The sequence below is a fragment of the Bergeyella zoohelcum ATCC 43767 genome, assembly GCF_000301075.1.
Classification (GTDB): Bacteria; Bacteroidota; Bacteroidia; order Flavobacteriales; family Weeksellaceae; genus Bergeyella; species Bergeyella zoohelcum.
Map to the genome: position 1 here is coordinate 209,931 of NZ_JH932293.1, position 26,976 is coordinate 236,906.

General features: G+C 36.8%; 23 protein-coding genes. 4 read left to right on the forward strand and 19 right to left on the reverse strand.

Annotated elements, in window-relative coordinates; all coding sequences use genetic code 11:
* Position 1: 1 nt before the first annotated feature.
* From uvrB to HMPREF9699_RS01025, 6 genes are all read right to left on the reverse strand, one after another.
* Positions 2-1,993, reverse strand: coding sequence for an excinuclease ABC subunit UvrB (gene uvrB / locus HMPREF9699_RS01000; RefSeq protein WP_002661630.1), 1,992 nt, complete (start codon positions 1,991-1,993; stop codon positions 2-4).
* A gap of 6 nt (positions 1,994-1,999) precedes the next feature.
* Complete coding sequence (gene pth / locus HMPREF9699_RS01005) at positions 2,000-2,563, reverse strand: aminoacyl-tRNA hydrolase (RefSeq protein WP_002661632.1); 564 nt, start codon at positions 2,561-2,563, stop codon at positions 2,000-2,002.
* Positions 2,564-2,747: 184 nt separating this feature from the next.
* The gene (locus HMPREF9699_RS01010; RefSeq protein WP_002661633.1) at positions 2,748-3,047 is read right to left on the reverse strand and encodes a type II toxin-antitoxin system RelE/ParE family toxin; all 300 of its coding nucleotides are present in this window, start codon (positions 3,045-3,047) and stop codon (positions 2,748-2,750) included.
* Positions 3,029-3,253, reverse strand: coding sequence for a hypothetical protein (locus HMPREF9699_RS01015; RefSeq protein ID WP_002661635.1), 225 nt, complete (start codon positions 3,251-3,253; stop codon positions 3,029-3,031). The genes HMPREF9699_RS01010 and HMPREF9699_RS01015 overlap by 19 nt, the downstream gene beginning before the upstream one ends.
* 117 nt (positions 3,254-3,370) lie before the next feature.
* Positions 3,371-4,300, reverse strand: coding sequence for a hypothetical protein (locus HMPREF9699_RS01020; RefSeq protein ID WP_002661636.1), 930 nt, complete (start codon positions 4,298-4,300; stop codon positions 3,371-3,373).
* 10 nt (positions 4,301-4,310) lie between these two features.
* Entirely contained in the window at positions 4,311-5,150 is an 840-nt protein-coding gene (locus tag HMPREF9699_RS01025; protein WP_115599261.1) for a hypothetical protein, read from the reverse strand.
* 208 nt (positions 5,151-5,358) lie between these two features.
* Between HMPREF9699_RS01025 and HMPREF9699_RS01030 the strand changes: the two genes are divergently transcribed.
* On the forward strand, positions 5,359-6,225 hold the full coding sequence (locus tag HMPREF9699_RS01030; RefSeq protein WP_002661640.1) for a hydroxymethylglutaryl-CoA lyase: 867 nt from the start codon (positions 5,359-5,361) through the stop codon (positions 6,223-6,225).
* Between the two features lie 64 nt (positions 6,226-6,289).
* Here the strand turns inward: HMPREF9699_RS01030 and HMPREF9699_RS01035 are convergent, their stop codons facing one another.
* From HMPREF9699_RS01035 to HMPREF9699_RS01050, 4 genes are all read right to left on the reverse strand, one after another.
* The gene (locus tag HMPREF9699_RS01035) at positions 6,290-7,459 is read right to left on the reverse strand and encodes a GlmU family protein (protein ID WP_002661642.1); all 1,170 of its coding nucleotides are present in this window, start codon (positions 7,457-7,459) and stop codon (positions 6,290-6,292) included.
* A gap of 144 nt (positions 7,460-7,603) precedes the next feature.
* Positions 7,604-9,973, reverse strand: a complete 2,370-nt coding sequence (locus HMPREF9699_RS01040; RefSeq protein WP_002661644.1) for a penicillin-binding protein 1A — start codon at positions 9,971-9,973, stop codon at positions 7,604-7,606.
* Between the two features lie 13 nt (positions 9,974-9,986).
* Positions 9,987-10,448, reverse strand: coding sequence for a gliding motility lipoprotein GldH (locus HMPREF9699_RS01045; protein WP_002661645.1), 462 nt, complete (start codon positions 10,446-10,448; stop codon positions 9,987-9,989).
* Positions 10,441-11,715, reverse strand: a complete 1,275-nt coding sequence (locus tag HMPREF9699_RS01050; RefSeq protein WP_002661647.1) for a PSP1 domain-containing protein — start codon at positions 11,713-11,715, stop codon at positions 10,441-10,443. Before HMPREF9699_RS01050 ends, HMPREF9699_RS01045 begins: the two co-directional genes overlap by 8 nt.
* 328 nt (positions 11,716-12,043) lie before the next feature.
* On the opposite strand from HMPREF9699_RS01050, the gene HMPREF9699_RS01055 reads away from it, so the two are divergent.
* From HMPREF9699_RS01055 to HMPREF9699_RS01065, 3 genes are all read left to right on the forward strand, one after another.
* Positions 12,044-13,279, forward strand: a complete 1,236-nt coding sequence (locus tag HMPREF9699_RS01055; protein WP_002661648.1) for an OmpP1/FadL family transporter — start codon at positions 12,044-12,046, stop codon at positions 13,277-13,279.
* An 18-nt stretch (positions 13,280-13,297) separates the two neighbouring features.
* On the forward strand, positions 13,298-14,830 hold the full coding sequence (locus HMPREF9699_RS01060) for an SGNH/GDSL hydrolase family protein (RefSeq protein WP_002661650.1): 1,533 nt from the start codon (positions 13,298-13,300) through the stop codon (positions 14,828-14,830).
* 100 nt (positions 14,831-14,930) lie between these two features.
* A complete protein-coding gene (locus HMPREF9699_RS01065; protein WP_002661652.1) occupies positions 14,931-15,869 on the forward strand; it encodes a ribose-phosphate pyrophosphokinase in 939 nt (312 codons plus the stop codon).
* 71 nt (positions 15,870-15,940) lie between these two features.
* Here the strand turns inward: HMPREF9699_RS01065 and HMPREF9699_RS01070 are convergent, their stop codons facing one another.
* From HMPREF9699_RS01070 to HMPREF9699_RS01110, 9 genes are all read right to left on the reverse strand, one after another.
* Positions 15,941-16,438 carry an OmpH/Skp family outer membrane protein gene (locus HMPREF9699_RS01070; RefSeq protein WP_002661654.1) on the reverse strand — a complete coding sequence of 166 codons (498 nt, stop codon included), beginning with the start codon at positions 16,436-16,438 and terminating at the stop codon, positions 15,941-15,943.
* 42 nt (positions 16,439-16,480) lie between these two features.
* Positions 16,481-17,026, reverse strand: a complete 546-nt coding sequence (locus tag HMPREF9699_RS01075; protein WP_002661655.1) for an OmpH/Skp family outer membrane protein — start codon at positions 17,024-17,026, stop codon at positions 16,481-16,483.
* Between the two features lie 12 nt (positions 17,027-17,038).
* Positions 17,039-19,588: an outer membrane protein assembly factor BamA gene (gene bamA / locus HMPREF9699_RS01080; protein ID WP_002661657.1), complete on the reverse strand. Its 2,550-nt coding sequence runs from the start codon at positions 19,586-19,588 to the stop codon at positions 17,039-17,041.
* 21 nt (positions 19,589-19,609) lie between these two features.
* Positions 19,610-20,359: an isoprenyl transferase gene (locus HMPREF9699_RS01085; protein ID WP_002661660.1), complete on the reverse strand. Its 750-nt coding sequence runs from the start codon at positions 20,357-20,359 to the stop codon at positions 19,610-19,612.
* Between the two features lie 8 nt (positions 20,360-20,367).
* Positions 20,368-21,261, reverse strand: a complete 894-nt coding sequence (gene porG, locus HMPREF9699_RS01090) for a type IX secretion system protein PorG (protein ID WP_245946108.1) — start codon at positions 21,259-21,261, stop codon at positions 20,368-20,370.
* Between the two features lie 183 nt (positions 21,262-21,444).
* On the reverse strand, positions 21,445-23,925 hold the full coding sequence (locus tag HMPREF9699_RS01095; RefSeq protein WP_034985379.1) for an exopolysaccharide transport family protein: 2,481 nt from the start codon (positions 23,923-23,925) through the stop codon (positions 21,445-21,447).
* A gap of 10 nt (positions 23,926-23,935) precedes the next feature.
* Positions 23,936-24,820: a polysaccharide biosynthesis/export family protein gene (locus tag HMPREF9699_RS01100; RefSeq protein ID WP_002661664.1), complete on the reverse strand. Its 885-nt coding sequence runs from the start codon at positions 24,818-24,820 to the stop codon at positions 23,936-23,938.
* Positions 24,813-25,937, reverse strand: coding sequence for a glycosyltransferase family 4 protein (locus HMPREF9699_RS01105; protein WP_002661667.1), 1,125 nt, complete (start codon positions 25,935-25,937; stop codon positions 24,813-24,815). The genes HMPREF9699_RS01100 and HMPREF9699_RS01105 overlap by 8 nt, the downstream gene beginning before the upstream one ends.
* 46 nt (positions 25,938-25,983) lie before the next feature.
* A complete protein-coding gene (locus HMPREF9699_RS01110; protein WP_002661669.1) occupies positions 25,984-26,976 on the reverse strand; it encodes a glycosyltransferase family 2 protein in 993 nt (330 codons plus the stop codon).

Consider the following 26,976-nt stretch of genomic DNA (forward strand, 5'->3'; position numbering starts at 1 on the left):
ATTACTGCATCAGGGCTTTTATTTCATCACGAATTTTTGCCGCTAATATAAAGTCTAGATGCTTTGCAGCAGCTTCCATTTCCTTTTGTTTTTGGGCAATGAGTTGCTCTTTATCTTCAGAAGAATAGGTCATTTTCTTTTCTGCCACCTGAGCGAGAATCTGCTTCTGTGTATATTTATCATCAGGAAAATCTTTCGTTCTGCCCACCAAAGATTCAGAGATTTTTTTATTCAGTGCTTTTGGGGTAATACCATGCCTGTCATTATAGTCCTGCTGCTTCTTACGGCGATAGTTGGTTTCATCAATGGTTTTCTGCATACTCTGCGTCATTTTATCTGCATACATAATGGCTTTTCCATGAATATTTCTCGCTGCTCTTCCCACCGTCTGAATCATGGACCTTCGGGAGCGAAGCATACCTTCCTTATCAGCATCTAAAATGGCTACCAATGATACTTCAGGTAAATCCAAACCTTCACGCAAGAGGTTTACGCCTATCAATACATCAAACATCCCTACTCGCAAATCTTGCATAATCTGAATTCTTTCCAGTGTTTCTACATCAGAATGGATGTATCGGCATCGGATACCGAATTTAGTAAAATATTTGGTCAGCTCCTCTGCCATTTTTTTGGTCAAAGTAGTTACCAATACGCGTTCATCTACCTCTGCTCTTTTTTGGATTTCCTCCATAAGGTCATCTATCTGATTCAGCGTAGGCCTCACCTCTATAATAGGGTCTAAAAGCCCTGTAGGACGAATAATTTGCTCTATGTAAGCCCCTTCCGTTTTTTCCAATTCATAGTCTGCTGGGGTAGCCGAAACATAAATCACCTGATTCTGAAGTTCTTCAAACTCCTGAAACTTAAGTGGTCTGTTGTCCATAGCGGCAGGAAGTCTAAAACCATATTCTACCAAAGACATTTTTCTACTTCTATCTCCTCCATACATGGCATGCACCTGAGGTACCGTTACATGGCTTTCATCTATAACCATGAGATAATCTTTCGGGAAATAATCTAAGAGACAGAAAGGTCTGCTACCAGGAGCTCTACCGTCCATATATCGGGAATAATTTTCTATGCCCGAACAGTAGCCCAACTCCTTTATCATTTCCAAATCCAGTTCTGTTCTTTCTTGTAGTCTTTTGGCTTCTAATGGCTTTTCTATAGACTGAAAAAAATCTACTTGCTTTACCAAATCATCCTGAATCGCTCGGATGGCATTATTTAGCGTATCTTTAGAAGTAACAAAAAGATTGGCAGGATAGATTTGGATTTGGTCAAAATCCGCCAAAACATTTCCTGTAATAGGGTCAAAAGACTGAATCTTCTCTATTTGGTCACCGAAAAACTGAACTCTCACTGCTGTATCTGCATAGGCAGGGAAAACATCTATCACATCTCCTTTTACTCTAAATGTCCCTCTCTGAAATTCATTTAAAGCCCTGGCATACAAAGCATTGACCAAAGCATGCAGAAATGCCGTACGCGTGATTTTATTTTCCTTGTCAATGGCAATAAGGGTTTTGTGAAATTCCGTAGGATTTCCAATACCATAGATGCAAGACACCGAAGCTACCACCAGTACATCTCTTCTCCCTGATAGTAAACTTGCCGTAGCAGAGAGCCTGAGCTTCTCTACCTCTTCATTAATGCTCAAATCTTTTTCTATATAAGTTCCCGTGGAGGCGATGTAGGCTTCGGGCTGATAATAGTCATAATAAGAAACAAAATACTCCACCGCATTTTCGGGAAAAAACTCTTTAAACTCCATGAAAAGCTGTGCTGCCAAAGTTTTATTATGTGCCAAAACAATGGTAGGTCTTTGTACTCGGTTCACTACATTAGCAATGGTAAAAGTCTTTCCAGAGCCTGTTACCCCGAGGAGTGTTTGGTATTTTTCACCTTTTTCTATTCCTGCAGTAAGCTGTTCTATCGCCTGTGGCTGATCTCCCGTAGGTTCAAATTCAGATTGGAGTTTAAATTTCATCATCTATTATTTACCATTAAAAGCACTCATGGTGTTTTGTATTCCAGCGAAGACAAAAGAAAGAGCTGCATCTGCAAACTGATTGATTCTTTCGTTAAGTTTTTCTTTTTCCTCTTCATTCCACTCACCTAAAACATAGTCCACTTGTTTTCCTGCAGAAAAATCTGCCGAGATTCCGAATCTCAATCTCGGATATGCTTGGCTTTGGAGTTCATTTTGGACAGATTTCAATCCATTATGTCCTGCATCAGAGCCTTTTGCTTTCATTCTGAGCGTTCCGAAAGGGAGTGCTAAATCATCTGTAATTACCAAAATATTTTCAATAGGAATATTTTCTTTTGCCATCCAAAATTTTATGGCTTTGCCCGAAAGGTTCATATAAGTATCTGGTTTTAGAAGCAATACTTTTCTTCCCTTATACTTTCCTTCCGCAGTCCATCCGAAATTAGCACTATTAAACTTGGCTTCTATTTTTTCAGCGATTTTCTCAGCTACTTTAAATCCAATATTATGCCGTGTCTCTGTGTATTCATCGCCTTTATTTCCTAATCCTATAATGAGGTATTTCATTTCTGTTTTATTTTTTAAAATCAATTCATCATTTTACTCTCATATTAAAATGCGTTTACCTTGATTAATCATCAAGCTAAACGCATATTTTCTCTATGAATGAAATGGGTGGATATTGCTAAAAAAAATAATAGATTTTCTTACAGCGGTCTGTATTCAAAAACTATGAATCCGCCTATAGTGTTTACTTCATTTCAAGTGTTTCTTCTGCTCTATTCCCATCCCAGATAGTCAATACTTTTACCTGTTTCGAATCATATTCATAAAAAAGAAGATAATCACGAATAATTTTTACTCTCACATTTTCAAATTCGGTGATTCTTCCAATGGTTGGACATTCAGATACTTGTTTTAAAGTGTCTATAAAAAGTTTATTTAACTTGATACTATAATTCTTAGATTTATTCCTTTTTATCCAATAATCAAGTATTTCCTTTCTTTCAAAGTGAGCTTTTTTCGTCCAAATTATTTTTCGCTTAGCCATTCTTCGATTTCCCTATTTGCCTCCTCTTCTGCAATTGAAGAATCCTTCTGTGCGTAAAGAATTCTTTTTCTTTGATTGGGGGTAATTTCGTATTCGTTTCCATCTAATTCGAAATCTAAAATTTTTTGAATTTCTTGAATGATTCGAATTTCTTTAACACTCGTTATTTTATTGATTAATTCTATCTTAAGCTCTGCTGTATTCATCTTTCGGTTTATTTTAATTCAATCCTTTTTTTACAAAAATAGAAAAAAACACCTACTCTGCTGCTTTTTACTAGTAAAAAATCTCAGCCCGATTAAAAGCTGAGATTAAAGTTTACTTTACAATGGTCTGTATTCAAAAACTCTGAACCAGCCTAGAGTAAGATAATTATCTTTATCGTATTTTCTTTTGCTAGTAGCCAACTCTTGAGGCACAGGGATTCCCGTTCCTGAGCGTTTAAGAATTTCTGGCGTTTGTGGAGAAAAGATATACCCTTCATAGCTATCTTCAGCCTGAGAGATTCTAAAAATCAAATACTCATACGGAAGAAGTTTGTAAGGACTTTTCAGACCATCGTATTCCAAATATTCATAGTTTCTTTCAAATACGGGTGCTGAAAGCGTCATAGAGCAGTGATCTATCGTTCCTGATTCCGTTTTACTTGCTACTACATTGGTATTGGTAGCATCATAAGTAAGTGTTATTCTCTTATAAGTTTGATATACAAAAACAGGCTCTTGAACATGAGGATGACATGGATCAGGAAGCAGGGCGGCTTCCTTTTTGAGAATAGTAGCTACTTTTCCTGCACCATTATAAGTGATATCATACTCTGCGTAGTATTTAGTTTCTAAAAGATTTCCTTGCGGTGTTGTTGGAAACACAAAGAAAGATTTCTGCTCAGTAATTTTATCCAATTTTCCCGAACCCGCGATATTATAAATCAAGTTTTGAGTAAAATGGGTACTATCGGCATCAGTTTTATATATATGTCTGATTTGGTTTACTTGATCCCCAGAATAAGACATATAGGTCATTCTATCAATTCCCTTGATTTGAATCAATTGTTTCCCCGCGTATTTATATTCTGCAATGGTATCGGCAGAAGTAGTCTCTTGATAGAGGTATCTTTGGTCTCCCATGGTATGAGCGTTGTAATTGATATCTTTCAGTAAATCTCCTGTTTCACTGAAAGTATCTCTACAAGAAATCAATGAATATAGTACCATTACCAAAATAGAAAACGATTTGAAGATATTATTTGTCATGATTTAATAATTAGGGTATCGGTTGATATTGAAAATTAACATGTCCATTGGTCAGTGGATACGCAAATGAATCATGCTTATAGCTAAATGTTGTCACATTTTGTCCTCCTGTTTGAGTAGTTGTTTTACGCTTAGTAGCATTATTTTGGGACAAATTATAGGTCATCTCAGGGGCATAGCTTGCCATGATAATAAGAGAGTGCTTCGTCATGGTATTGTACGGATTCGGTCTCCAATCGAAGCCTTCGTATTTATAATCTGTAGCCTGTACGCTTGTAATGGCTCCCGTGGTATCTTTATTTTCTTTTTTCAGCTCTACATTGACTACATTATTGCCTTGATAAGTAACATTGTTATAAGTATAGCTGTAAGGTACATAATAAGTAACTCCAAAACCATTAACATAAGCCTGAAAACTAATCTTAAAGAAAAGCACAGGCTGTCCTAAATTATTGTACTCTATAGTAGTTACTTCTCTGTATTTTTTATTCCCTTCTACAAAAATCTCATTGGTAACACTAGCTATCTGCCCTGCTGTATTATAGTTGGGATGAATAGTAATTTTCTCTGCTGACGGGAAAGATTCAAAACTTCCTGTTACCTCTATCTCTTTAAGGGTATTTCCTAAATAATTGAATGTAAAAGATTGGTTAGGAAGTATTATTTTCTGAAGTATGCCATAATCAGAAATTTGGTATTTCTCCAGCGTGTTTCCATTGGTAGAAGTTACCGTTTTTAGCATTCTTGGACCTTCTATTTCATCCTTAGTAACGGAAGAAACAGGGTCTGCACAGCTCCCGAGTAATAACGCAACCGTACCGAGCAACAAAAATGAATAGTTCTTTATCATACACTGATACATTTGATACAAAGCTAATTTATTTTTACCAAAACTACAATTATTTTTTTAATCGAATAGGAACAAAAAATAAAAAAAGACAAAAAGAATGTATAATACATTAATAAAATTTTAAAAACATACTTGTCAGATTAGAAGTAAATTTCCCTATCTAAAAATTTATTAATAGATTTGTTCACAACAAAACATTTTTTTGCCCATGGAAGCACAATTACCTTTATTTTTAACAGAATGCCCACGAGATGCCATGCAGGGATGGAAAGACATTATTCCTACCGATGACAAAATAGAATACATGAACTTACTCATGAAAGTAGGATTTAATGTGTTAGATTGTGGCAGTTTTGTCTCTCCAAAAGCTATTCCTCAGATGGCAGATACCGCCGAGGTACTCCATGGGATAGACAAAACAGTTTCTAAAACACAACTCTCGGTAATTGTAGCAAATATCCAAGGTGCCCGTCAAGCATTGGAGCATAACAAGGTGGACATATTAGGGTTTCCTTTTTCTATCTCTGAAACTTTCCAGCAACGAAATACCAAAAAATCAAGAAAAGAAGCCTTTGAACAAATCAAAGAAATAAAAAAACAGACTGAATCTACCAATAAACAACTCAATGTTTATTTCTCCATGGCATTCGGTAATCCCTACGGTGAGGCGTGGAACATAGAAGAAATCATAGAATGGGCAAAGCATTTTTTAGACATCGGAGTGGAAAAAATCCTCCTCTCAGACACCACAGGAATGGCAGATGAAACAAGCATAAAACAAGTTTTTGAGATGGTGCTGCCACAGTTTCCTACCTTGCATTTTGGTGCCCATTTTCATAATAGATATGAAGATGCTTACCCCAAAATCAAGGCTGCTTATGATGCTGGATGTACTCACTTTGATTCTGCAATAAAAGGCATAGGAGGATGTCCTTATGCGAAAGACGAATTGGTAGGAAATATGCCTACAGAACAGATGATTAATTTTATAGCCAAAGAAAAACTCCCTTCTCACCTCAACCTCTTAGACTTTGAAAGAGCCTATAACAAAGCAAAAAGCATTTTCAATTTCTAAGATACAAAAATAATAAAGCAAAAAGCTGTCTTTGAGGACAGCTTTTTTGTTTATGAATGACTTCCTAAGTGTTCATATTCTCATGCAAATATTTCAGTATGACTTTATCCACAGCAGTAAGCTCTATTTTTCTTCTTGCCATGGCTTTTTCTGCTACTTCATATACTTTGGGAAGAGAAAATTTCTCATCATGCCTGTGTCCGCCCCAAGAGAAATCAGGCACAAAATTGGGTGGAAATCCTGAACGGAAAATATTAGCTCCTACCCCCACCACAGTTCCTGTGTTCAGCTGGGTATTAATCGCCGTTTTTGCATGATCCCCCATGATAAGCCCAGCAAACTGTAAGCCGGTATCTTCCATGCTTTGGGAAGTATAATTATAGAGCTTGACACTGGCATAATTATTTTTCAGGTTGGATGAATTAGTATCCGCTCCCAGATTGCACCATTCCCCGATGACTGAATTCCCCACGAAACCATCATGTCCCTTATTAGAATAGCCTAAAACCACGATATTATTCACCTCACCACCCACTTTAGAATGAGGCCCTATAGTGGTGGCTCCATAAACTTTGGCACCGAGATTAAATTTAGATGCTTCACATAAGGCGATAGGTCCTCGTAGGTGACAGCCTTCCATCACTTCAGCATCTTTTCCAATGTAAATTTTCCCTGTTTTGGTATTAAGGGTAGAAAATTCTACTTCGGCTCCCTCTTCTATAAACAAATCCTTTTCGTCACCCAAAAAGCCGTTGGTAGAAGATAAGGGCTGTGAAGTTCTTCCCTTGGTAAGCAAATCAAAATCAAAATCTATCGCTATATGATTGAGTGAAAACAAGTCGGTAGGCTTTTCTATCATAGTAATCCCCTCAGAGATGTCCTCCATTTTAGAGATATTACTCAGTGAAAAATTTTCCATATTGATTTTCACTACCAAAAGTTCATCTCGATAAACCAATGCTTCCCCTAATTGCAGATTTTTTATCTGTTCCAATGCTTTTTCATCGGGTAAAAAATTAGCAACGATGACTATACTCTCCACTTTTTTAGGAGCAGGAAATTTATCTTGTAAATAATCTTCGGTAAGATAAGAGACGGTATCACTATTCAATAGTTTCTGCCATCTTTCAGCAAAGGTAAGGATACCGAATCGGAGTTCGGCCACAGGTCTTGTAAGCGTTAATGGACGAAAATTTGCCCAATATTGAGCATCTGAAAATACAAGTTGTTTCATTGTTGGATGGTAGTTTTGGAGGTAAGGGATTAAGAAGGGAGATGTGAGTAGCTAATGACTATCAACCTACCATCTCCCAACTTTTAAAATGCGTATGAACAGGATGCCTATTGCTTATCGCTTCCTGCTTATCGCCTCCTATCTTTATTGGTTAAAATCTATTTCTTCATTTCTATTAATAGCATCATTTACGCTTTCCTCACGGCGAGTATTATTTTCCTTCGGTTCTCTCGGAGTAGGGTTTTTCAGCTCTTCTATGGTTTGGTAGCCCCCTTCATCTCCATATCCTCCGCCCATTCCCTGAAGATCTGCACAGCCATTGTTCCACTCAGATGGTTTCACAAATTTATCATCAGGTGTGATATTCAGTGATTTATCTGCCCATACTTTTTTCATAAATATTGCCCAAATGGGTAATGCCATCTTGGCACCTTGTCCTTCTCCTGTGCTTCTAAAGTGCGTAGCACGATCTTCCCAGCCTACCCAAACGCCCGTAGCGAGATTCGGAACGATGCCCATGAACCAACCATCAGAGTTTTTCTGGGTAGTCCCCGTTTTACCTGCAATTTCTACTCCTCTAGCAATGCCTCTTCTTCTCAATTCTCCTGATGCCGTACCGAAATCTGCCACCCCTCTCATGAGCTCTATCATCGTATAAGCATATTTTTCATTCATCACTTCTCTTTCCTCGGGGTTTACATCTTTGATGACCCTTCCGTTTCCATCTTCTATTCTCCAAATCATTTCAGGCTTGATATAGTTTCCATAATTAGCAAAAGTGGAGTATGCACCTAGCATTTCATAGATGGTAATATCAGAAGAACCTAAAGCAATAGTAAGATTATCCGGCATTTCCTCAGTAACCCCAAGGTCTTTTGCTAATCTTTTTACTTTCTTAGCTCCCGCCTGTTCTATCAGTCTCACCGCCACTGGGTTTTTAGAGTGTGCCAATCCATCTCTAAGGGTAAGCATACCACCAGACCCTGCTACTCTCCATGAGCCTTTCACATAAGTAGCATTAGAAACTTGTGAGCAAGGCGTCATTCCCAGCTCCATAATGGCTGTAGCATACACGAAGGGTTTGAAGGTAGAACCCACCTGTCTTTTCCCTTGTTTAATATGGTCATACTGAAAGTGTTGCCAATCTATTCCCCCTACCCATGCCTTAATTTCTCCCGTTCCAGGTACCATGGACATCAGCCCCGCCTGTGCGATTTGCTTATGGTAACGGATAGAGTCCCAAGGAGACATTTCCACTTCTTCTTCTCCATTCCAAGTAAACCTAGACATTTTGGTAGGCGTTTTAAAGTCTATCATGATAGAATCTTCGGATACATTTTCGGCTTTTAATCTTTTGTATCTTCCCGTTCTCCTTATGGCTGCCATCATGATTTCATCTATCTGCTTTTGGTTTACCCCATAAAACGGACGGTCTTTTCTACCCCTTTGCTCATTATCAAAGTTCTTCTGAAGAATGGTAAGGTGCTCCTTAATGGCTTCCTCAGCATATTTTTGCATTTTAGAATCTAGGGTAGTATAAATTTTTATCCCATCTTTAAAGAGATTCAGTTTTTTCCCTGTTTTCTTCTCATGTTCTTCTAAGATAGGAGCAATTTCTTTTCTTAAATGATATTTATAATAAGCAGAATAGCCCTCACTAATGGTTTTTACAGGTCTATAATCTATTTTTACAGGTGTATCTACCGCTTGTTGGTACACTGATTCATCTATATAGCCTAAATCTCTCATCTGTCCTAATACCACATCCCTACGGCGTTTAGCTTTTTCCTTATTTCTAAGTGGATTATTACTAGATGGGGCTTCTAACATGGCGACAAACATGGCAGACTCTGGAAGTGTCAAATCTTTTGCTGACTTATTAAAATAGATATTAGACGCCATCTCTATTCCATTTCCATTATAAGTAAAATCAAATTTATTGAAATAGAGCTCTATAATTTCTTCTTTGGTATATCTCTTTTCTAATTCTACTGCCACTACCCATTCTTTCAATTTCTGAGCTACTCTCTTAAATTTATTAGATGAAGGATCTGGAGTAAAAAGTAGTTTTGCCAGCTGCTGAGTGATGGTAGAGCCACCTCCTCTTCCTCCACGGAAATAAATAGCCCTCGCTACGGATTTAATATCAATTCCTGAATGCTCCTTAAATCGCTCATCTTCTTTTGCTTGGAGAGCAAAAATAAGGTGAGGTGGAAGGTCTTGATAGGTAACTGGTTTCGTTTTTTCTTTTTCAAATTTTCCTAAAAGAACATTGTCTGCAGAATAAATTTCTGATGCTACATAAATATCAGGATTGTCTAGTTCTTTTACATCTGGCATGGTGCCTAAGTAGCCATTGGCTACTGCAAAAAATAACGCAACAATTCCTAAGACAGAAGCTATCAGCCCGAGCCAAATGATAATGACCCAACGCTTCCATCCTCTATTTTTTTTCTTTTTCGGAGGCAAAGGAAAAGTACTTCCTGTTGTCTTTTTTGTTTTATTATTTTCCATAAATGTTTCTAAATTATGGTTTTGATGTCTCTATTCTATACCCAATATCTTCTATCCCTTTCAGGGAATCTTTACGCATGGCTTGAGCTACTTTCATTGTGTATTTACCTGTGCTTGGAAAAGAAAATTTACTCTTATAAAGCAACTCTGATTCTTTCACCTTTCCAAAACCTTTCCCTAACCAACTGCCATCTGGTCTTGCGAGCGTAAAATTCAGGGTATCCACAGTGATAGGTTTTTCTTTCTCTTTTTGTAAAGTTACAATAAATCTGATATTACTGTAAGGATAATCGTCATTATTCCTTACCATGAGAAAAATATCCTTCGCAGCAGTATCATTTGCTTCTATGGTGAATGTAGGCTCATATTTACGATACCAAGAATTATTAATTGGAAGCGTTTCCACTGCCTCTTTAGAATCTGTACATTGCATACATAACACACACAGCAAGCCTACCCACAAGAATTTATTCATTGTTTCTTTTGTTATTCTTAGGTTTAAATCTTTTTTTAGGTTTAGATGAAGTATGCTTTCTTTCTTGTGAAGACTGGGCAGAACCTTGTGCTGTAGGTTTCGCCTCAGCTTTCGGCCTATGATTTCCTTTTTGCCCTTCTCTGCTTCGGCCTTTACTACTTCTCTTCTGCCTTTCTTTTCTTTCAAAACGGTCTAAACGGTCTTCCTGAATGAGGTCTGTATTCACCATAAGAGCATCCACACCAAGGGTTTTGTAATCTTCCAATGGTGGTGATTTCTCCCCTTTCTTATTAAGCTCCATCATGTGTTTTACATCCTCAATGTCAATATCATACCAAGAAAGTGAGCGTTCCACATACGCAAACCACATCTTCCTCTTAAATACATCTATTTTAATGCAAAAAGCCTTTCCATTTTCCGTTTCCAAGGTAGTAGTGGTAGGCGGAAAATCCTTTAAACTGTCCAAATAGCTTTCCAGTTCAAAATTAAGACAGCATTTCAGTTTACCACATTGTCCTGCCAGTTTTTGAGGGTTAATGCTCAACTGCTGATATCTGGCTGCATTAGTGTTCACAGAGCGAAAATCTGTAAGCCATGTGGAGCAACAGAGTTCCCTACCACAAGAGCCTATACCTCCTATTTTGGATGCCTCCTGCCTGAAACCGATTTGTTTCATGTCTATTTTCGCACGAAATGCCAAAGCTAAATCTTTAATCAACTGCCTGAAATCCACCCTGCTATCTGCGGTATAATAAAAAGTAACCTTGGAGCCATCTCCTTGAAATTCCACATCGGTAATTTTCATTTGAAGATGAAGGTTTTGAGCTATTTTTCGTGCTTCTAATTTTATCCCTGCCTCTCTCTCCCTTGCCTCGTGCCAAATTTCTATATCTTTACTCGTAGCTATTCTATAGACTTTCAGTGCATTATCTTCAGAAACCTTTTTCTTTTTCATCTGAATTCTCACCAGTTCCCCCGTAAGACTTACCACACCTACATCATGCCCAGGACTGGCCTCTACGGTTACCACGCTCCCAATGTGCAATGGTAAATGATGTACATTATGAAAAAAAACTTTTCTATCGTTTTTAAAACGAACCTCTACCCATTCACATTTTTGATCGGTCGGATTTTGTACACCTGCCAACCAATCAAATACACTTAATTTATAGCTATTGCCACAAGTATCTACTTGGGCACATCCATTAATAGATTTTGTGCTGCAAGATTCAGCAGAGTTTCCAGATGTTCTACATCCACAACTCATATATTATATTTTTTATCTTAATCCGCAAAGTTACTTTTTTTTTTGAACTGATGATAGGGATAATGGAAAAATTAACATGAAGAGAGCAATGAGATTATTTTAAGCCTCAATAAAAACCACTCATAACTTATGCTCTCATATTCAGTAAAGTATTAAAATATTTTTTATAAAGTCCCTTTGCTCATAAATGCACCATAAGCCCTCAAAAATATATTCATATCTCAACATATTGTACATCAAAACACTCATTCACTTACAAAAAATCATCCTATTTTTTTGTTTTATATCTGTGGAAGTTCTATTTTTGGTAATTAAAATCATATCTCTTATGAAAAGAATATTATTCACCATTGCCATGCTTTCTGGCGTTATGACCTATGCTGGGGGATTTAGAGTTTCCCTTCAAGGGGTAAAACAGCTTGCCATGGCACATACCAGTGCCCATGCACAAGATGCCAGTGTGGCTTTTTTTAATCCCGCAGGGATTTCTTTCATTCCTAACAAACTCAGCATTGCTGCAGGTGGCTTCGGCGTGGGGACTACCATCAACTACCAAAACCTAAATACGGGGGAGAATTTCTCTACTGAAAACCCTCTAGGAACTCCTATTTACGCTGCCGTAGCATACAAAGTAATCGATGATTTATCATTAGGATTTAGCTTCGCTACTCCTTTTGGAAGCACTATTCAGTGGCCACAAGGATGGACAGGAAATGAAATAGTAGATAAGATGCAACTGAAAAGTTTCTTTTTCCAGCCGATGGTCTCCGTGAAAATGGCAAACTGGGCTTCTTTCGGTGCGAGTTATATCTACGCAAAAGGCTCCGTTAACTGGGACAGAAGCCTTAACCAAATAGGAGGCAGCATGAACCTTTCTGATAACGAAGCATCTGGTCATGGTTTCGGTTTTGGATTTTATTTCCAGCCTGATGAAAAATGGGATTTAAGTGTGGCATATCGTTCTCCTATTGATATGAAAGCAGAAAACGGAAAGGTAACTTTTAACATGCCTTCTTACCTCTTCCCAATTAGAAATTTAGATGCCAATGGACAAGATAGATTTAAAGCCACGCTTCCTTTAGTAGATGAATATACTTTGGGAGCTACCTATAAAATCACTCCAAAATGGCAAATATCCGCAGACTTTAACTATACAGGATGGGAAAGATATGGACAACTTACCCTAGATTTTGACCATGCACTGCTTAACCCAAATGCTCCAGACCCTACCATTGTTACCAATGTGAAAAATTTTAAAAACACGAAAACCATAAGAGTAGGTACACAGTACCAGTTCAATAAACGCTTCGCTGGTAGGTTGGGATATTATTTTGATGAATCTCCGTATGATGACGCACACTTCATCCCTGAAACACCTTCCTTTAATAACAATGTATTAACTGGAGGTATTGGGCTCAATTTTAATAAAGTGTCTGTAGATATTTCAGGAGCCTACGCGTTTATGCAAAGCCGCTCTGTCCATAATCATAACATTGGATTCTTCGGTCAGGCAAAGGCAAAAGCCTACTATTTCGGCTTAGGACTTTCTTACAATCCATTTTAATTTAATGCTATTAGTACAATGAAAAAAATCATATTATCTACACTGGCTATGGCTTCTATTCTATCGATAACAAGCTGTAATACAGAATTTGAAACCGATGTGAAAGATTATCAGATTACTGCTGGAGAAGCCGACTTTTCTACTTTCGTTTCCTTAGGAAATTCACTCACCGCAGGATACAGAGATGGTGCTTTGTATCTTGATGGACAGAATGAATCATATCCCAACATCATCGCTGAGCAAATGAAAAAAGCAGGAGGAGGTGCTTTTACCCAACCCCTCATGCCCAATAATACAGGGGGCTTTACAAATCTAGGACTCCCAGGTAAGCTCACACTGCAGCTAATATCTGGAAAACTCACCCCTGTACCTTCTGCACCAGCAGGTCCATTAAATTTCGTTTCAGGTTCTTACAACAATTTGGGAGTTCCAGGTGCGAAAACTTTCCACCTTCTTGCCAATGGCTATGGAAATCCATCAGGAATTGCTAATGGCACTGCAAATCCTTATTTTGCAAGATTCGCAAGTGCTGCTAACACCTCTGTTTTAGCAGATGCTGTGAAGAAAAACCCTACTTTCTATTCACTTTGGATTGGGAACAATGATGTACTTTTCTATGCTACTTCAGGGGGCATAGGTGTGAACAGAACAGGCGATATGAACCCTGCAGGTTATGGTAAAAATGACATTACCGACCCTACCCTTTTCGCAGGAACCATTCGTACCATTATTCAAACCATGAATACCGCTGGGGCTAAAAAGGGGGTCATTGCAAATATCCCTAATGTAACCGCTATTCCTTTCTTTACTGCTATTCCGTATAATGCTGTTCCATTAAAAGATACGGAACCTGCGGCACTCAACACTTCATTACTCTCCCCTCTTAAAACTGCACTCACCGCATTAGGACACGGGGATAGAATACAGCTGGCAACCACAGGAAAAAATCCTTTGCTCATCAAAGATGAAAGCCTTACCAACCTTTCTGCACAGCTTACCGCCGCACTCATCGCAGCAGGAGTAAATGCTAATCTAGCAGGAATAATGGGATTAACCTACGGACAAGCAAGACACGCTACCCACGAAGACTTAGTACTCCTAACTACAGGAGCAGTGATTAATACTCCACCTACAGGAGCAGTGATTAATACTCCACCTACAGGACTTCCTATCCCGAATATGAAGTACGGCATTTCTTATCCTTTAGAGGATATGCATATACTTACCAAAACAGAGGTACAGGAAGTACTCACCGCTACAGCCACATATAACCATTCTATACAGCAACTTGCAGAGCAATTCGGACTGGCTTTCGTGGACGCAAATGCCAAAATGGAAGAACTTGGAAAAAATTCGGGAATACTATACAATGGTACCAACTATAATGCGAGTTTTGTTACAGGAGGTGCTTTCTCCTTAGATGGAGTACACCTTACAGGCAGAGGATATGCCATTATCGCCAATGAATTTATTAAAGCCATTAATAAGAAATACAATGCCACACTACAACAGGTAAATCCTAATCATTATTCAGGAATTACTTTCCCATAGAATGTGCTTCTTGTGAGGCAAAAAGTATGGAATAACTTCGCTCATCTGTTTACTAGATGAGCGATTTTTATTACTTTTGTAACTTCAAACTCAATGAACAATGGCAGAACAACTTACTTACTTGTTTTCTACGCGTACAAGCAAAAATTTAGCAGAACAAATCGCAAAACATTACGGACAAGAATTAGGAAAAATTAATTTCCAAGAGTTCAGTGATGGAGAGTTCGAGCCCGTATTAGACCAAACGGTGAGAGGAGGTAGAGTATTCCTCATAGGCTCTACATTTCCTCCTGCAGATAATCTACTAGAGCTCCTCCTTATGATTGATGCAGCCAAAAGAGCATCAGCAAAAAATATTACAGTAGTAATTCCTTATTTCGGTCTTGCTAGACAAGATAGAAAAGATAAACCAAGAGCACCTATTGGAGCAAAATTGGTAGCCAATCTTCTCACTGCAGCAGGAGCTACACGAGTAATGACCATGGACTTACACGCAGACCAAATCCAAGGTTTCTTTGAAATCCCAGTGGACCATTTGTATGCCTCTAGCATTTTTGTAGATTATATTACTTCTCTTAATTTAGATAACCTTACCATTGCTTCGCCAGACATGGGAGGTGCAAAACGAGCGAAAAATTACGCTGGACATCTAGGTGCTGAAGTGGTTATCGCCTACAAAGAGCGTAAAAAAGCCAATGTAGTGGAAGAAATGTTCCTAATAGGAGATGTAAAAGACCGTAATGTGATTTTGATTGATGATATGATAGACACCGCAGGAACCCTCTGTAAAGCGGCTGAAATCCTCATTAAAAACGGAGCAAAATCCGTAAGAGCAATGGCGACCCATGGTGTACTTTCGGGCAAAGCGTATGAAAACATTAATAATTCTGCATTGGAAGAAGTGATTGTAACCGATTCTATTCCTGTAAAAACGGAACTTTCTTCTAAAATTAAAGTACTTTCATGTGCCCCACTCTTCGCTGATGTGATGCGTATGGTACATGAGCATAAGAGTATCAGTAATAAATTCGTGATTTAATCTATACTACTAAAAAACAAAAAAGCCATCTCATGAAAGAGATGGCTTTTTTATATCATGATGAAGGAAAATTATTTTAATCCTAATTCTTTTTTCACAGCGGCGGTAGCATCTGTACCTCCACGATAGATTAAAGCACTAGAATCAATGATGTATTCATAAGCATTTGCTTTTGCTGCTTTTTCTATTGCGGCATTCAGTTTATTGATAATCGGCTGGAGAAGCGTTTCTCTTCTCTTCTGAATATCTTGCTGTGCAGTATTCAGCATTTGCTGAAGATTTTGCTGTGTCTTTTGAAGCTCTTGCCCTTTTGCTTGTCTTTGAGCGTCAGTCATTTTTGCTGCTTCAGCCTCAAATTTTTGGACATCTGCAGACCAAGCATCACTTAATTTTTTAAGTTCAGCATCTTTTGTTTTAGAGAATTTATCTAAATCATCCGTTGCTTTTTTAGTTTCAGGCATTAAAGAAAGTACCTCTTCATAATTTAAGTGTGCTATTTTCTGTGCACTCACTACTCCTACTGAAAGCATCATGATTGCTGATGCTAATAAAACTCGAAGTTTCTTCATAATATTAATTGTATTTTTTTAATTTTTAATGTGCAAATATAATTATTTTTTAGCACTTGATTTTTTTTGATTTTTGGTAAGCATATTAATTACCTTTTCAGAATAATCATAGCTCTTTTTAAGGTAAATAATGGTTACATCTCCACTTCTATCAATAACAATGCCAAGCCCATTGGCTTCTGATACTACTCTTACCGCTTCCCAAATTTGGTCTTGAAAAGGCTTAAGTAAATTGGTTCTTAATTTTTCTATTTCTCCATTGGTACCAAAACGAAGACTGAGCGTAGTTTTAATATTTTTTTCTAAATCTACCACTTCTTTTTCTCTTTGGATAAGCTGATCACCAATGAGTAATACCCGCTCAGAATCAAAAGCTGCTTTCTTTTTTTCATATTCACTTTGCAGACTTTTAATATCCTCTTCCCATGCTTTAATCTGAGCATTGAGTCTACTTTCAGCATCTTTATACTCGGGTAATTGAGACATGATGTAGTGGGTATCTACTACGCCTATTTTTTGACCAAAGGTACAAACGCTACCTATCACAAATAGTACTACGAAAAAAAAACGATTACAAAAAGTTTTCATTTTACCAAAAAATTAAAGACTTTGCCCCATCAAGAAATGCGTTCTAAATCCTGAAGGCGTATTATTATAAATTGGCGAATCAAATCCATAGGCGAAATCAAAACCGATAAGCCCGAAAGCACCCATATATACTCTCACCCCTACTCCTACGGAACGCTTCAGCTGGAAAGGATTATAGCTTCCCCAGTTATTCCATACATTTCCAGCTTCTGCAAAGGCAAGACCCCAAATTTTTGCAGTTTGGTTCATAGATATAGGATAACGAAGTTCCGCCACAAATCTATTATAGATGGTTCCTCCCCCGAGCGGTGTAATGTCATCTGCTGAATTAAAGGTAGCACCAGATGTACTAGAGTTTTCATAACCTCTGAGCGGTATCAGTTCTCTTCCATCAAATCTTTGCCCAAAAAGCCCCGTTCCCCCTAGATAAAATCTTTCAAATGGCGGAGCTCCCAGCTGTTTATTGTACCCATCCATGAAGCCCATTTCTCCAGAGGTTCTAAGGACGAGCTTTCCTACTATTTCATTATAAGATTCTGCCTTAAGCTTTACCTTAAAGAATTCCATGAGCTTGTATTTATCCATATTGGATAGTGAAGCATAATCTTTCTTGTTAAATAATGAGTACGGTGGTGTAAATTTCACCGATGCTTCCACATTGGAACCATGAGTAGGGAAGAATGGGTCATACCCTGCGGAATTTCTAGAAAGCCCAAGATTAATACTAAAATTATGTGCATTTCCGTGGTATTCCAAGGTTTGTCCAAATTGGAAAGGATAATTGCTAAACTGATAGCTCTGGTACTGTAATCCAGTATAAAGTGAGAAATAATTATCTGGCCAGTTAAGCAAACGATTTAGCCCTGCATTTACTGAGGTAATATTCAGTTTCATATCATCTCCAGAAATGGTATTTTGATTAATTCTGGATTGGTTTACTCCCACAGAAAGTGCGGTAGGTCTTTTTCCGAAAAGCCAAGGCTCTACGAAAGAGAGTCCATAGTTTTGGAAGTAATACCCTGCCTGTGCTTGGATGGAAAGTGTTTGTCCATCTCCTTGAGGTACAGGTTTAAATCCTTTGAGCTTAAGGAAATTTTTCAGTGAGAAATTATTAAATGTAAGCCCAAGAGTACCGATGAAAGTATTCCCACCGTATCCTGCCTGAAGCTGTACCTGAGAAGAACTTTTCTCTGCCAGTGTCCAGTGCATATCTACGGTATTATTTTGAGGATTGGGTTTAGGCTCATATTTTATTGCCTGTGGGTCAAAATACTGCATACCCGCTAAATCAAAGTAGGTACGCTTAATATCTGATTTAGAAAACAAATCTCCTGGTTTGGTTCTTAATGCACGAAGCACCACATGGTCATGGGTTACTCTATTTCCTGACCAAGTTACTTTGTTCCATGCTGATTTTTCCCCTTCATTAATTCTAATTTCAAGGTTTATTTTATCCCCATCAATAGATTTTTCTATAGGAATTACATTAGAAAAAAGGTAGCCACTATTCATGTAGAGAGAACGGATATCCGAATCATCTTCTTTACCTCCATCTTCTCCTACTTTCTTATTAAAACCTACGGCATCATAAATATCACCTTTCTTGTATCCTAAGAGTTTTTCTAGAAACTCAGTAGAGAAAACGGTATTTCCCACGAAGGTGATATCTCCGATATAATATTGTTTTCCTTCATAGAGTTTTACATCTATTTCGTATTGGTTATTTTTATTCCTATACACAGAGTCTGACAATATTCTAGCATCTCGGTATCCTAAGGAGTTATAGTAATTTACTAAATTCTTTTTATCTTCTTGGTATTTATCTTGTAAGAATTTAGAAGGTTTAAGGATACCTCCTATTCCTATTCTTTTCTGTTTAGTATCTTTAAATGCTTTTTTTCTAAGTTTTTTATCGGAGATATTTTCGTTTCCTGTAAACTCTATTTTATCTATTTTTATTCTTTTGCCTTTTTCCACATCCACTGTCCAATCGGTTAAGGATGGGTCTGCAGGATTGGTCTTTTCGGTAATGGATACCGATGCGTCTGCGAATCCTTTTTTCACATAATCATTGGCAATATTATTTTTCAGATTATTTACCAAGGTAGGGGTAATGGTCATTCCTGGTTTCAGATTATTATCTTTTGCCAGTTTTTCATTTTTAGACTTACCGATTCCTTTTCCTTGAAATTTTACTTCACCTAATATTTTAAGGTCTTTGAGTTTAAATTTAAGGACGATCTCTTCCCCTTGGATATCTTCCACAAGAACTTCTACCTCTGAGAAGCTATTGGTATCCCAAAGTTTTTTAATAGCTGTACTTAGTTTTTGCCCTGGCAGTTCTACAGTTTCTCCCTTTCTCAGCCCAGTAATACGAAGAATTTGGGCGGAAGAATATTTTTTCACCCCATCGATTACAATATCTTTGAGCTTATAAGTTCCCGATTCAGGGACTTGAAGTGTAGTGGCTGGAGCATTGGTATTCCCCTGTGGGGTAATCTGTCCATAAAGATGGGCAGACGCTACACATAAAATAATTGGGATATATTTCAGTTTTATCATCTTGTCAATCAATCTAAAAAATTATTGGGTAGAGATTTGTTCGCTTGTTTTTCCGAATCGTCTTTCTTTATTTTGATAATTCAGTACGCACTCAAAAAGTGTTTCTTTGGTAAAGTCTGGCCAAAGTACATCTAGAAATTGCATTTCTGCATATGCCATTTGCCAAAGTAAAAAGTTAGATATTCTGACTTCTCCACTGGTTCTTATCATGAGATCTACAGGTGGAAAGTCCTTTGTATAGAGGTGATTTTCTATAGTGCTTTCATTAATTTCATCCCATTGTAGTTCATTATTGGCCACTTTTTGGGCTATATTCCTCACTGCTCTCACTATTTCCTGCTGACTCCCGTAGCTGAGTGCGAGAATAAGATTTCCTTTGGTATTATTTTGGGTAAGCTCTACCACTTGGTTCAGCTGATCTTGCACCAATTGAGGAAGTCTACTTTGGTCTCCGATGATATGCATCCTTAGTCCTTTGGTAAAAATCTCTTCCGCTTCTAAGAGGAGCGTTTCTGAGAGTAGGTTCATCAGCGTAGAGACTTCTTCCTTAGGTCTATTCCAATTTTCTGAAGAGAATGTATAAAGGGTGAGGTAAGGAATGCCTATTTCATTACAAGCATTAATGGCATTACGAACGGCTTCTATGGCGTTTTTATGCCCAAAAGTCCTTTCTTCTCCTCTACTTTTCGCCCATCTACCATTGCCATCCATAATGATAGCAATATGCTGAGGGAGATTATTTCGGTTAATTTTTTCTTTAAATGATGACATTTTTACTACTAATCACAATAACATGGTGGTCTCCCGAAAGAGTAAGACAATCCTATGGTAACACTATTTACCCAGTCTTTGCCTTTGGTTTCTCCTATTTGCCTATTTTTTAAGAATTCTTTTTCTCTTTGTAAACTAATATTATAATATTCTGGCACTTGGAGTAATGAAGCATTGGTACTTGGTGTAATGATATCTTGGCTATACTCACTTCTAATATCTTCCGCTCTAAGATGGCTATAATCCAGCTGGTCTGAGAATGTAGGTCTCAGCATTGCCTCTACAGATACCGTCCAATTATAATTAAATTTATATTTTACCCCAATTCCAAAGGGAATAAAAGGGGTTATTTTTTGTGTTTTATTAAAAGTATAGGAGGTTACAAAATCTTCTTCGTGAGTAGGAGCAAGGGCTACCCCATCTGCATCTCTAGTAAAATCATGAAATAATTTTACTTGAGATATATTATGCATCATTGCCCCAAAACCTGCAAAAATATATGGGCTGAGCATACCATATCTTTGCTCGTTATTAATACCCAGAAAATTGTATTCGAATAAAAGCGAAGCCTCAAAGGCATTATTATTTCCCCAAGTCCCTCTATTTCTTCTATACTCCTCCTGAGTAAGCTCATCATAGAATTTTATCCTATTGTATCCTACATCCAATCTTAAAGATTGTTGAGGATTAAAATTAAATCTATAAAAGCCCCCTACAGATACAGGAACCCCAGAACCTTTAACGGAAGCGAATGGTCTCTGAATGAAATAATTGGTATTTCCTATATCTCCTACCAGATTATTCACTCCTAGCCTTACGCCTATTTCGTTTCTTTGAGCTTTATAAATACTCACATTTCCGAGTAGAAATGCAAGAAAACCAAGTGCTAAATGTTTTTTCATAAAAAGCATGGATATTAGTTGTTTTATCCTTTGGCATCTGTCATGCAAATATAAAACAAAATTAGGTTTACAAAATTCTTAACAATTGGTTAAAAGTACAAAAAAAATTATAAAATATCACTTTTGACTAAAAAAACCATCAAAAGTGATATTTATAAACAAACTTTATATACTCTTAGCCTATTATTTTCTACTAAAAATCATTCTTATATTCTTTATGATTCTTGGCAAAAACGGAAGCTCATATTGTGCATCTTCGTCAAAATAGCCGTAACCATAGCCGTAGCCGTAACCATAGCCATAGCCATTTTTATGATCTGCATCATTGTACACAATCGCCAAATTACTTACCTCTTTATTTTGATATTTTTCTGCAATCATCTTAAGCATATACTTCTCTGTATATTCATGTCTTACCACATAGACATTAGCATCCGAATATTTCATCAAATCAAATGAATCTGTTACCAATCCTACAGGTGGAGAGTCAATAACGATATAATCAAATTCTTCTCTCAGCTGTTCTATGAATTCATGATTTTTATCACTCATCAAGAGTTCTGATGGGTTAGGAGGAATCTCTCCTGCCGTAGCGATGAAAAGCGATGGAATATGAGTAGGCTTAATAATTTCTTCCTTAGTAACGCTTCCTACTAAGTAATTAGAAATACCTTTACTATTGTCCAATTTAAAATCACCAAATATTTTTGGTTTCCTTAAGTCCATTCCCAATAATATGGTCTTCTTTCCTCCCAATGCAAGAACAGAAGCCAAGTTAATAGAAACAAATGTCTTACCCTCTCCTCCCACAGATGAGGTAACAAGAAATACTTGACTATTTTCTCTTTTACTTCCTATAAATCTCAAATGCGAACGCACTGATCGAAAGGCCTCTGCGACAGAAGATTTAGACTGATTAATAACAGCAAGATTATTTTCGGAAACATTTCTACCGATAACTCCCAAGAAAGGGATCTTAGTTACACTGAGAACTTCTTTAAGGTTTCTCACTTTGTTATCCAACAACTCTCTAAGCAGAACAATAATTAAAGGAAGTAATAACAGTGGTAAAATAATAAATGTCTTGACATTAGAAATATTGGGTGATATAGGTCCTTGTCCAATATTTTTAGCAGGATCTATTACTGCAATATCTGAATCTTGAGATGCCAATCTGATTTGAGTTTCATGCTGTTTAGTTTGAAGAAGCGTATAGGTGGATTCTATCATTTCATAGCCTCTCTTAGCATCCAAATACTTTCTTTCTTTTTCAGGAAAATTAGATAGTTTGCCTTCCAATTCACGAATCTGATCATCTATCTTCTTTATTTCACCTAAATATGTATTGGAATATCTATTGAGACTACCAGCTCCTGCATTTTGAGCCTCTTTTATTTTTCTATTAATCTCCTTAATAGGCTCGGAATTAGGTTGATAAATGTTTTCTATTTCACTTTTTTTATCTTGTAATGTCTGTAGATCTGTTACCGATGTTGCAAATTCAGCATCTTCAAATCCAGCCATTTTGGTGCTGATAATTTTCTCAATATTGTTGGACAAGAGCGTTCCTTTAATATTCGATAAGGAATTCATCTTTAGAAGAACCTCCGCTTTCTTAGCATCTAATTCTTTAATTTGCTCTAATGCTCTTCTGTCCAGGTCTTCTATATCATAAAGTCCATCTTTGACTTTAAGTTCGTTCATAATCCCTGCAGCAGAATCTAATTTATATTTGATTTTACCCAGATTATCATCAATGTAAGCCTTGGTATTTTTGTCCATTAATGTTTGCTCACGCAATCTTCTGTCCTTAAGGAATTCCACAGAAGCATTCAAAAAATTGACTGTTTCATTCAGGTTATATCCCTTCTTAGTGATTTGCATAATGGATGCTATCTCTCTATCAAAGTTTACCTCCATACTTCCCACGATGGCTCTCACTGCACTATTTACGGTGCTTAATGTGATAATTACATTCGGAACTTCTAGTCCAGAGGGAGTAGGATTAGGTACTAATCTAAATCTCAAATTGGGAGACTCAAACCACTCATTTAAAGCGATGGTTTTAGTTTGAGGACTAGCGAAAGACTTTACATTTTTAAAGCTTTCTGAGTAATAATCATAGAGTTTATTAGAAGCTTGTCCAGGAAAAGAAATTTCATATTTATCCCCCTTAGGAGTAATGAATATAGGATAATCCACCTGCTGAAGGTGATTTTCATCTATTTCAAAAAAGAAAGGAGAATCATTCTTATCCATAAAAGTCTCTCGGACAAGACCTGCTGTCTTATAATTCACATAAAGTTTCAGTTCTTTAACGAGAATTTCATTATGAGAACGAGAAAGCAACATCTTTTTTAATTGAATGCCTTCCGTGCTATTTGTTTGCCCCCAAATAAAATTAATAGACTGACCTGATGTATTATAAGATGAAGAGTTTTTAGTTACGCTAAGTATTATATCTGAAGAGTAAATCCTTTGAGCATAATAACGAATATAGACATAGGCAATAGCATAGCCCACGGTAAACATAAGCACAAACCAATACCAACTTCTGATAATTCTTCTGATAAAATGTTGAACATCAAAAATGGAAAAATTTTCTACCTTCCTTTCTATTTCTTGAGAGGTATCCATTACATTTTGTTTTTTTGAGGGTATCATATTTTTATCTTTAGAGCCTTGTAAAAATTAAGTATGCAGACAAAAGTGTAGTAAGCACAGTGACCCCAGTAGTAATGGTTTGTACAGGATCTTTTCCGAATCCATTGAACGAATTTTTTCGGGTATTGAGAATAATTACATCACCATTTTGTACCCAAAAATAAGGTGAATTTTGAATATCTTCTCTGGTAACATCTACAGTAACGGTACGCATTCCCTCAGGAAATTTTCTTTGGATTTTGATATTTTTTCTATCTACCGTTCTATTAAGTCCTCCATTTTGGGCAAATGCTTCGAAAAGATTTAAAGTCTGAGTATGAGATACTTTCTCCCCTGTAATTCCTACAGTTTCTATATCTCCCAATATGTGATATCTAATCCCATCTAAATTCAATCTTACTTCACTTTTTCCTTCTTGAAAATTAAGATTTACAGACTCCTGTATTTCATCTGAAATTTCCTTTACCGTTCTACCTTCCGCTTTGATATAGCCAATTCCAAATACATAGATATCCCCCTTAGCATCCACTTTTATTCCTTGAAAATAGAACTGAGCATTTCCTCCTATACCATTACCTATCACACTTACCCCACCTCTTCCCCCTTGCTGTCCAGGCAAAATATTTTGTGTCCCTTGGATAGTAGCATTCAATGTAGAATAAAATTGAGCAGCATCTCCCTTAGAAGTGGTAACAATATTAAGATTAAAAATATCATTTTTGGTCACCCTATAAGTAGGGACATTGTAAGGCACCAAGCCTTCCTCATCAATGATAAGATTCTCGTTAGGCTGCATATACTGAACATCCTTTGTTACAATACAAGACTGTAAGACAAGCACAGAAAACGCAAAAAGACAAAACAATTTATTTTTCATCTGTATAAGATTATCCATTATTATTGGTTTTAATTAGTTTAAAAAATGTAGGCAAATAAGCACCAAAAAAACCTATAAATAGCACCAGAAGCAATAATACATTATTCTCTAAATGCCTACAAAAATATATCAGACAAACTGCTAAAGAGTAATAAGACAATATACACCCTGTACACCCTCCATGTGACAACCCTAAATCTAACAATTTATGGTGAATATGATTTTTATCTGCCTCTAAAACAGATTGTTTCTTAAACAAACGAATAATAATCACATTTAAAGTATCAACGATAGGTAACATCAATATCGCCACAGCAATAACGGGTGCCGAATCCAAATGATACACCATCTGAGAAACAGAAGGCTCTTTCTCAATAAAAATATCAATAAAAGATATTGCCATAAAGGCGAGTAAAAAACCTAAAATCATAGACCCCGTGTCTCCCATAAATATTTTCTGAATACGATAATTAGATAAATTATAGCGTAAAAAACCTAATACCGCTCCTACAATTACTGCAGAGAAAATAACCAAAGAATAATGTTCTTCTCCTAATCTGAAATAACTGGCACCAAACATTAAACTACACAATATGGCATACCCTCCTGCCAGGCCATCTATCCCATCAATTAAATTAAACGCATTGATAAGTATAATAAATGTAAACACACTAAACAATACGCTAACTACATAGTTCAAGTCCTCTATACCAAATAAGCCAAATAAACTCCTAATCCTTACATCTGAACCTACTACAATCAGGAAAGAAACTACTATCTGAGCGATCAGCTTCTTATACGCCCGCATGACCACTATATCATCCATTACTCCGATATATAACAAAATCACCAATGACGCAAATAAAAACTTGTACTTATCAAATAATTCATACGCAAAAACCGATGCACAAATAGCTATTGCATAAAAAATAGCAACTCCACCGAGATTAGGAATTTTCCTCAAGTGAGAACTCCTAACTCCTGGTTCATCCATCAAATTTTTCTTGAATGAAATCTTCACTATGGTAGGCACGGAAAGATAACACACAAAAAAAGCACTCAAAAATCCTAAGGTGAGCTTTACATAAAATGATGACAATCCCGATGATATGATTAAAGATTCAAACTGATTCATTCCACTATAAATACCTCAAAAGATGAATTTTACCATATGTTAAATTCTACACCAGCCATTTCCGGATGATACCATCGGCTCCTAACAGATGTAAAAGGTAATACATTTTTTTCTTCAATGGCAAAGATAGTATATAATTTTTACCAAATCGCTTATAATTAAAAATTTGTAGCTTAGAAATTTCGTTTTTTCTTAAAAACGCTTTTAACTTACGCTTCATTTCCTGATAAACAGCCTCCTCTTTTACAAAGGCAAGATAGGCTAAAAAACTATAGTACCCCTGAAGAATTTGAAATGACTTTAAGTGCTGATGCCCTATTGCCATATTCCTTTCTTTAAAATCTTGAGTAACCGTTTCTACCGCCTCTAACATATCTAACCCCCTAATAGTATGAGATTTACTAATAGAGTTCGTGCGTTCAAAGTACTGATAGTGGTACACATCTGTTCTGGCAATAGTATTGGCCCTGAGCAGTATCCTCGGAATAAGCTCTATATCCTCAAAATGCAACCCCTTTCTGAAGCGCAAGTGAGCGAAAAGATTTTTTCTAAATATCTTATTGCAGGCAAAATAAGACATATCTGCAAAAGCATCAGGCCTTTCTGCCAGTGTAAAAACGGTAGGAAAATTAGAAAGCTGTCCCAGTTTCTGCGTAATTTCTCCGTTTTCATTCACTTTCTGAAGATTACAAATGGCAATATCTGCATCGTGTTTTTGACAAAGCTCATACATTTCCTCCATCATGGTAGGAAGCACGAAATCATCACTGTCCACAAATGCGAGATAAGCTCCATTCGCATAATCTATTCCAAAGTTTCTAGCGTCACTCAGCCCTCCATTTTCCTTTTCCAAATACATCACTTTATCGGGATATTGAACAGCATAACGCTGAGCAATTTGAGCTGAATCATCCTTACTTCCATCATTGACCACAATAATCTCTAAATCATCTAGTGTCTGGTTCACAAGTGATTCTAAACATTTAGAAAGATATTGTTCCACATTATACACCGGAACGATTATAGATACTTTTACCAT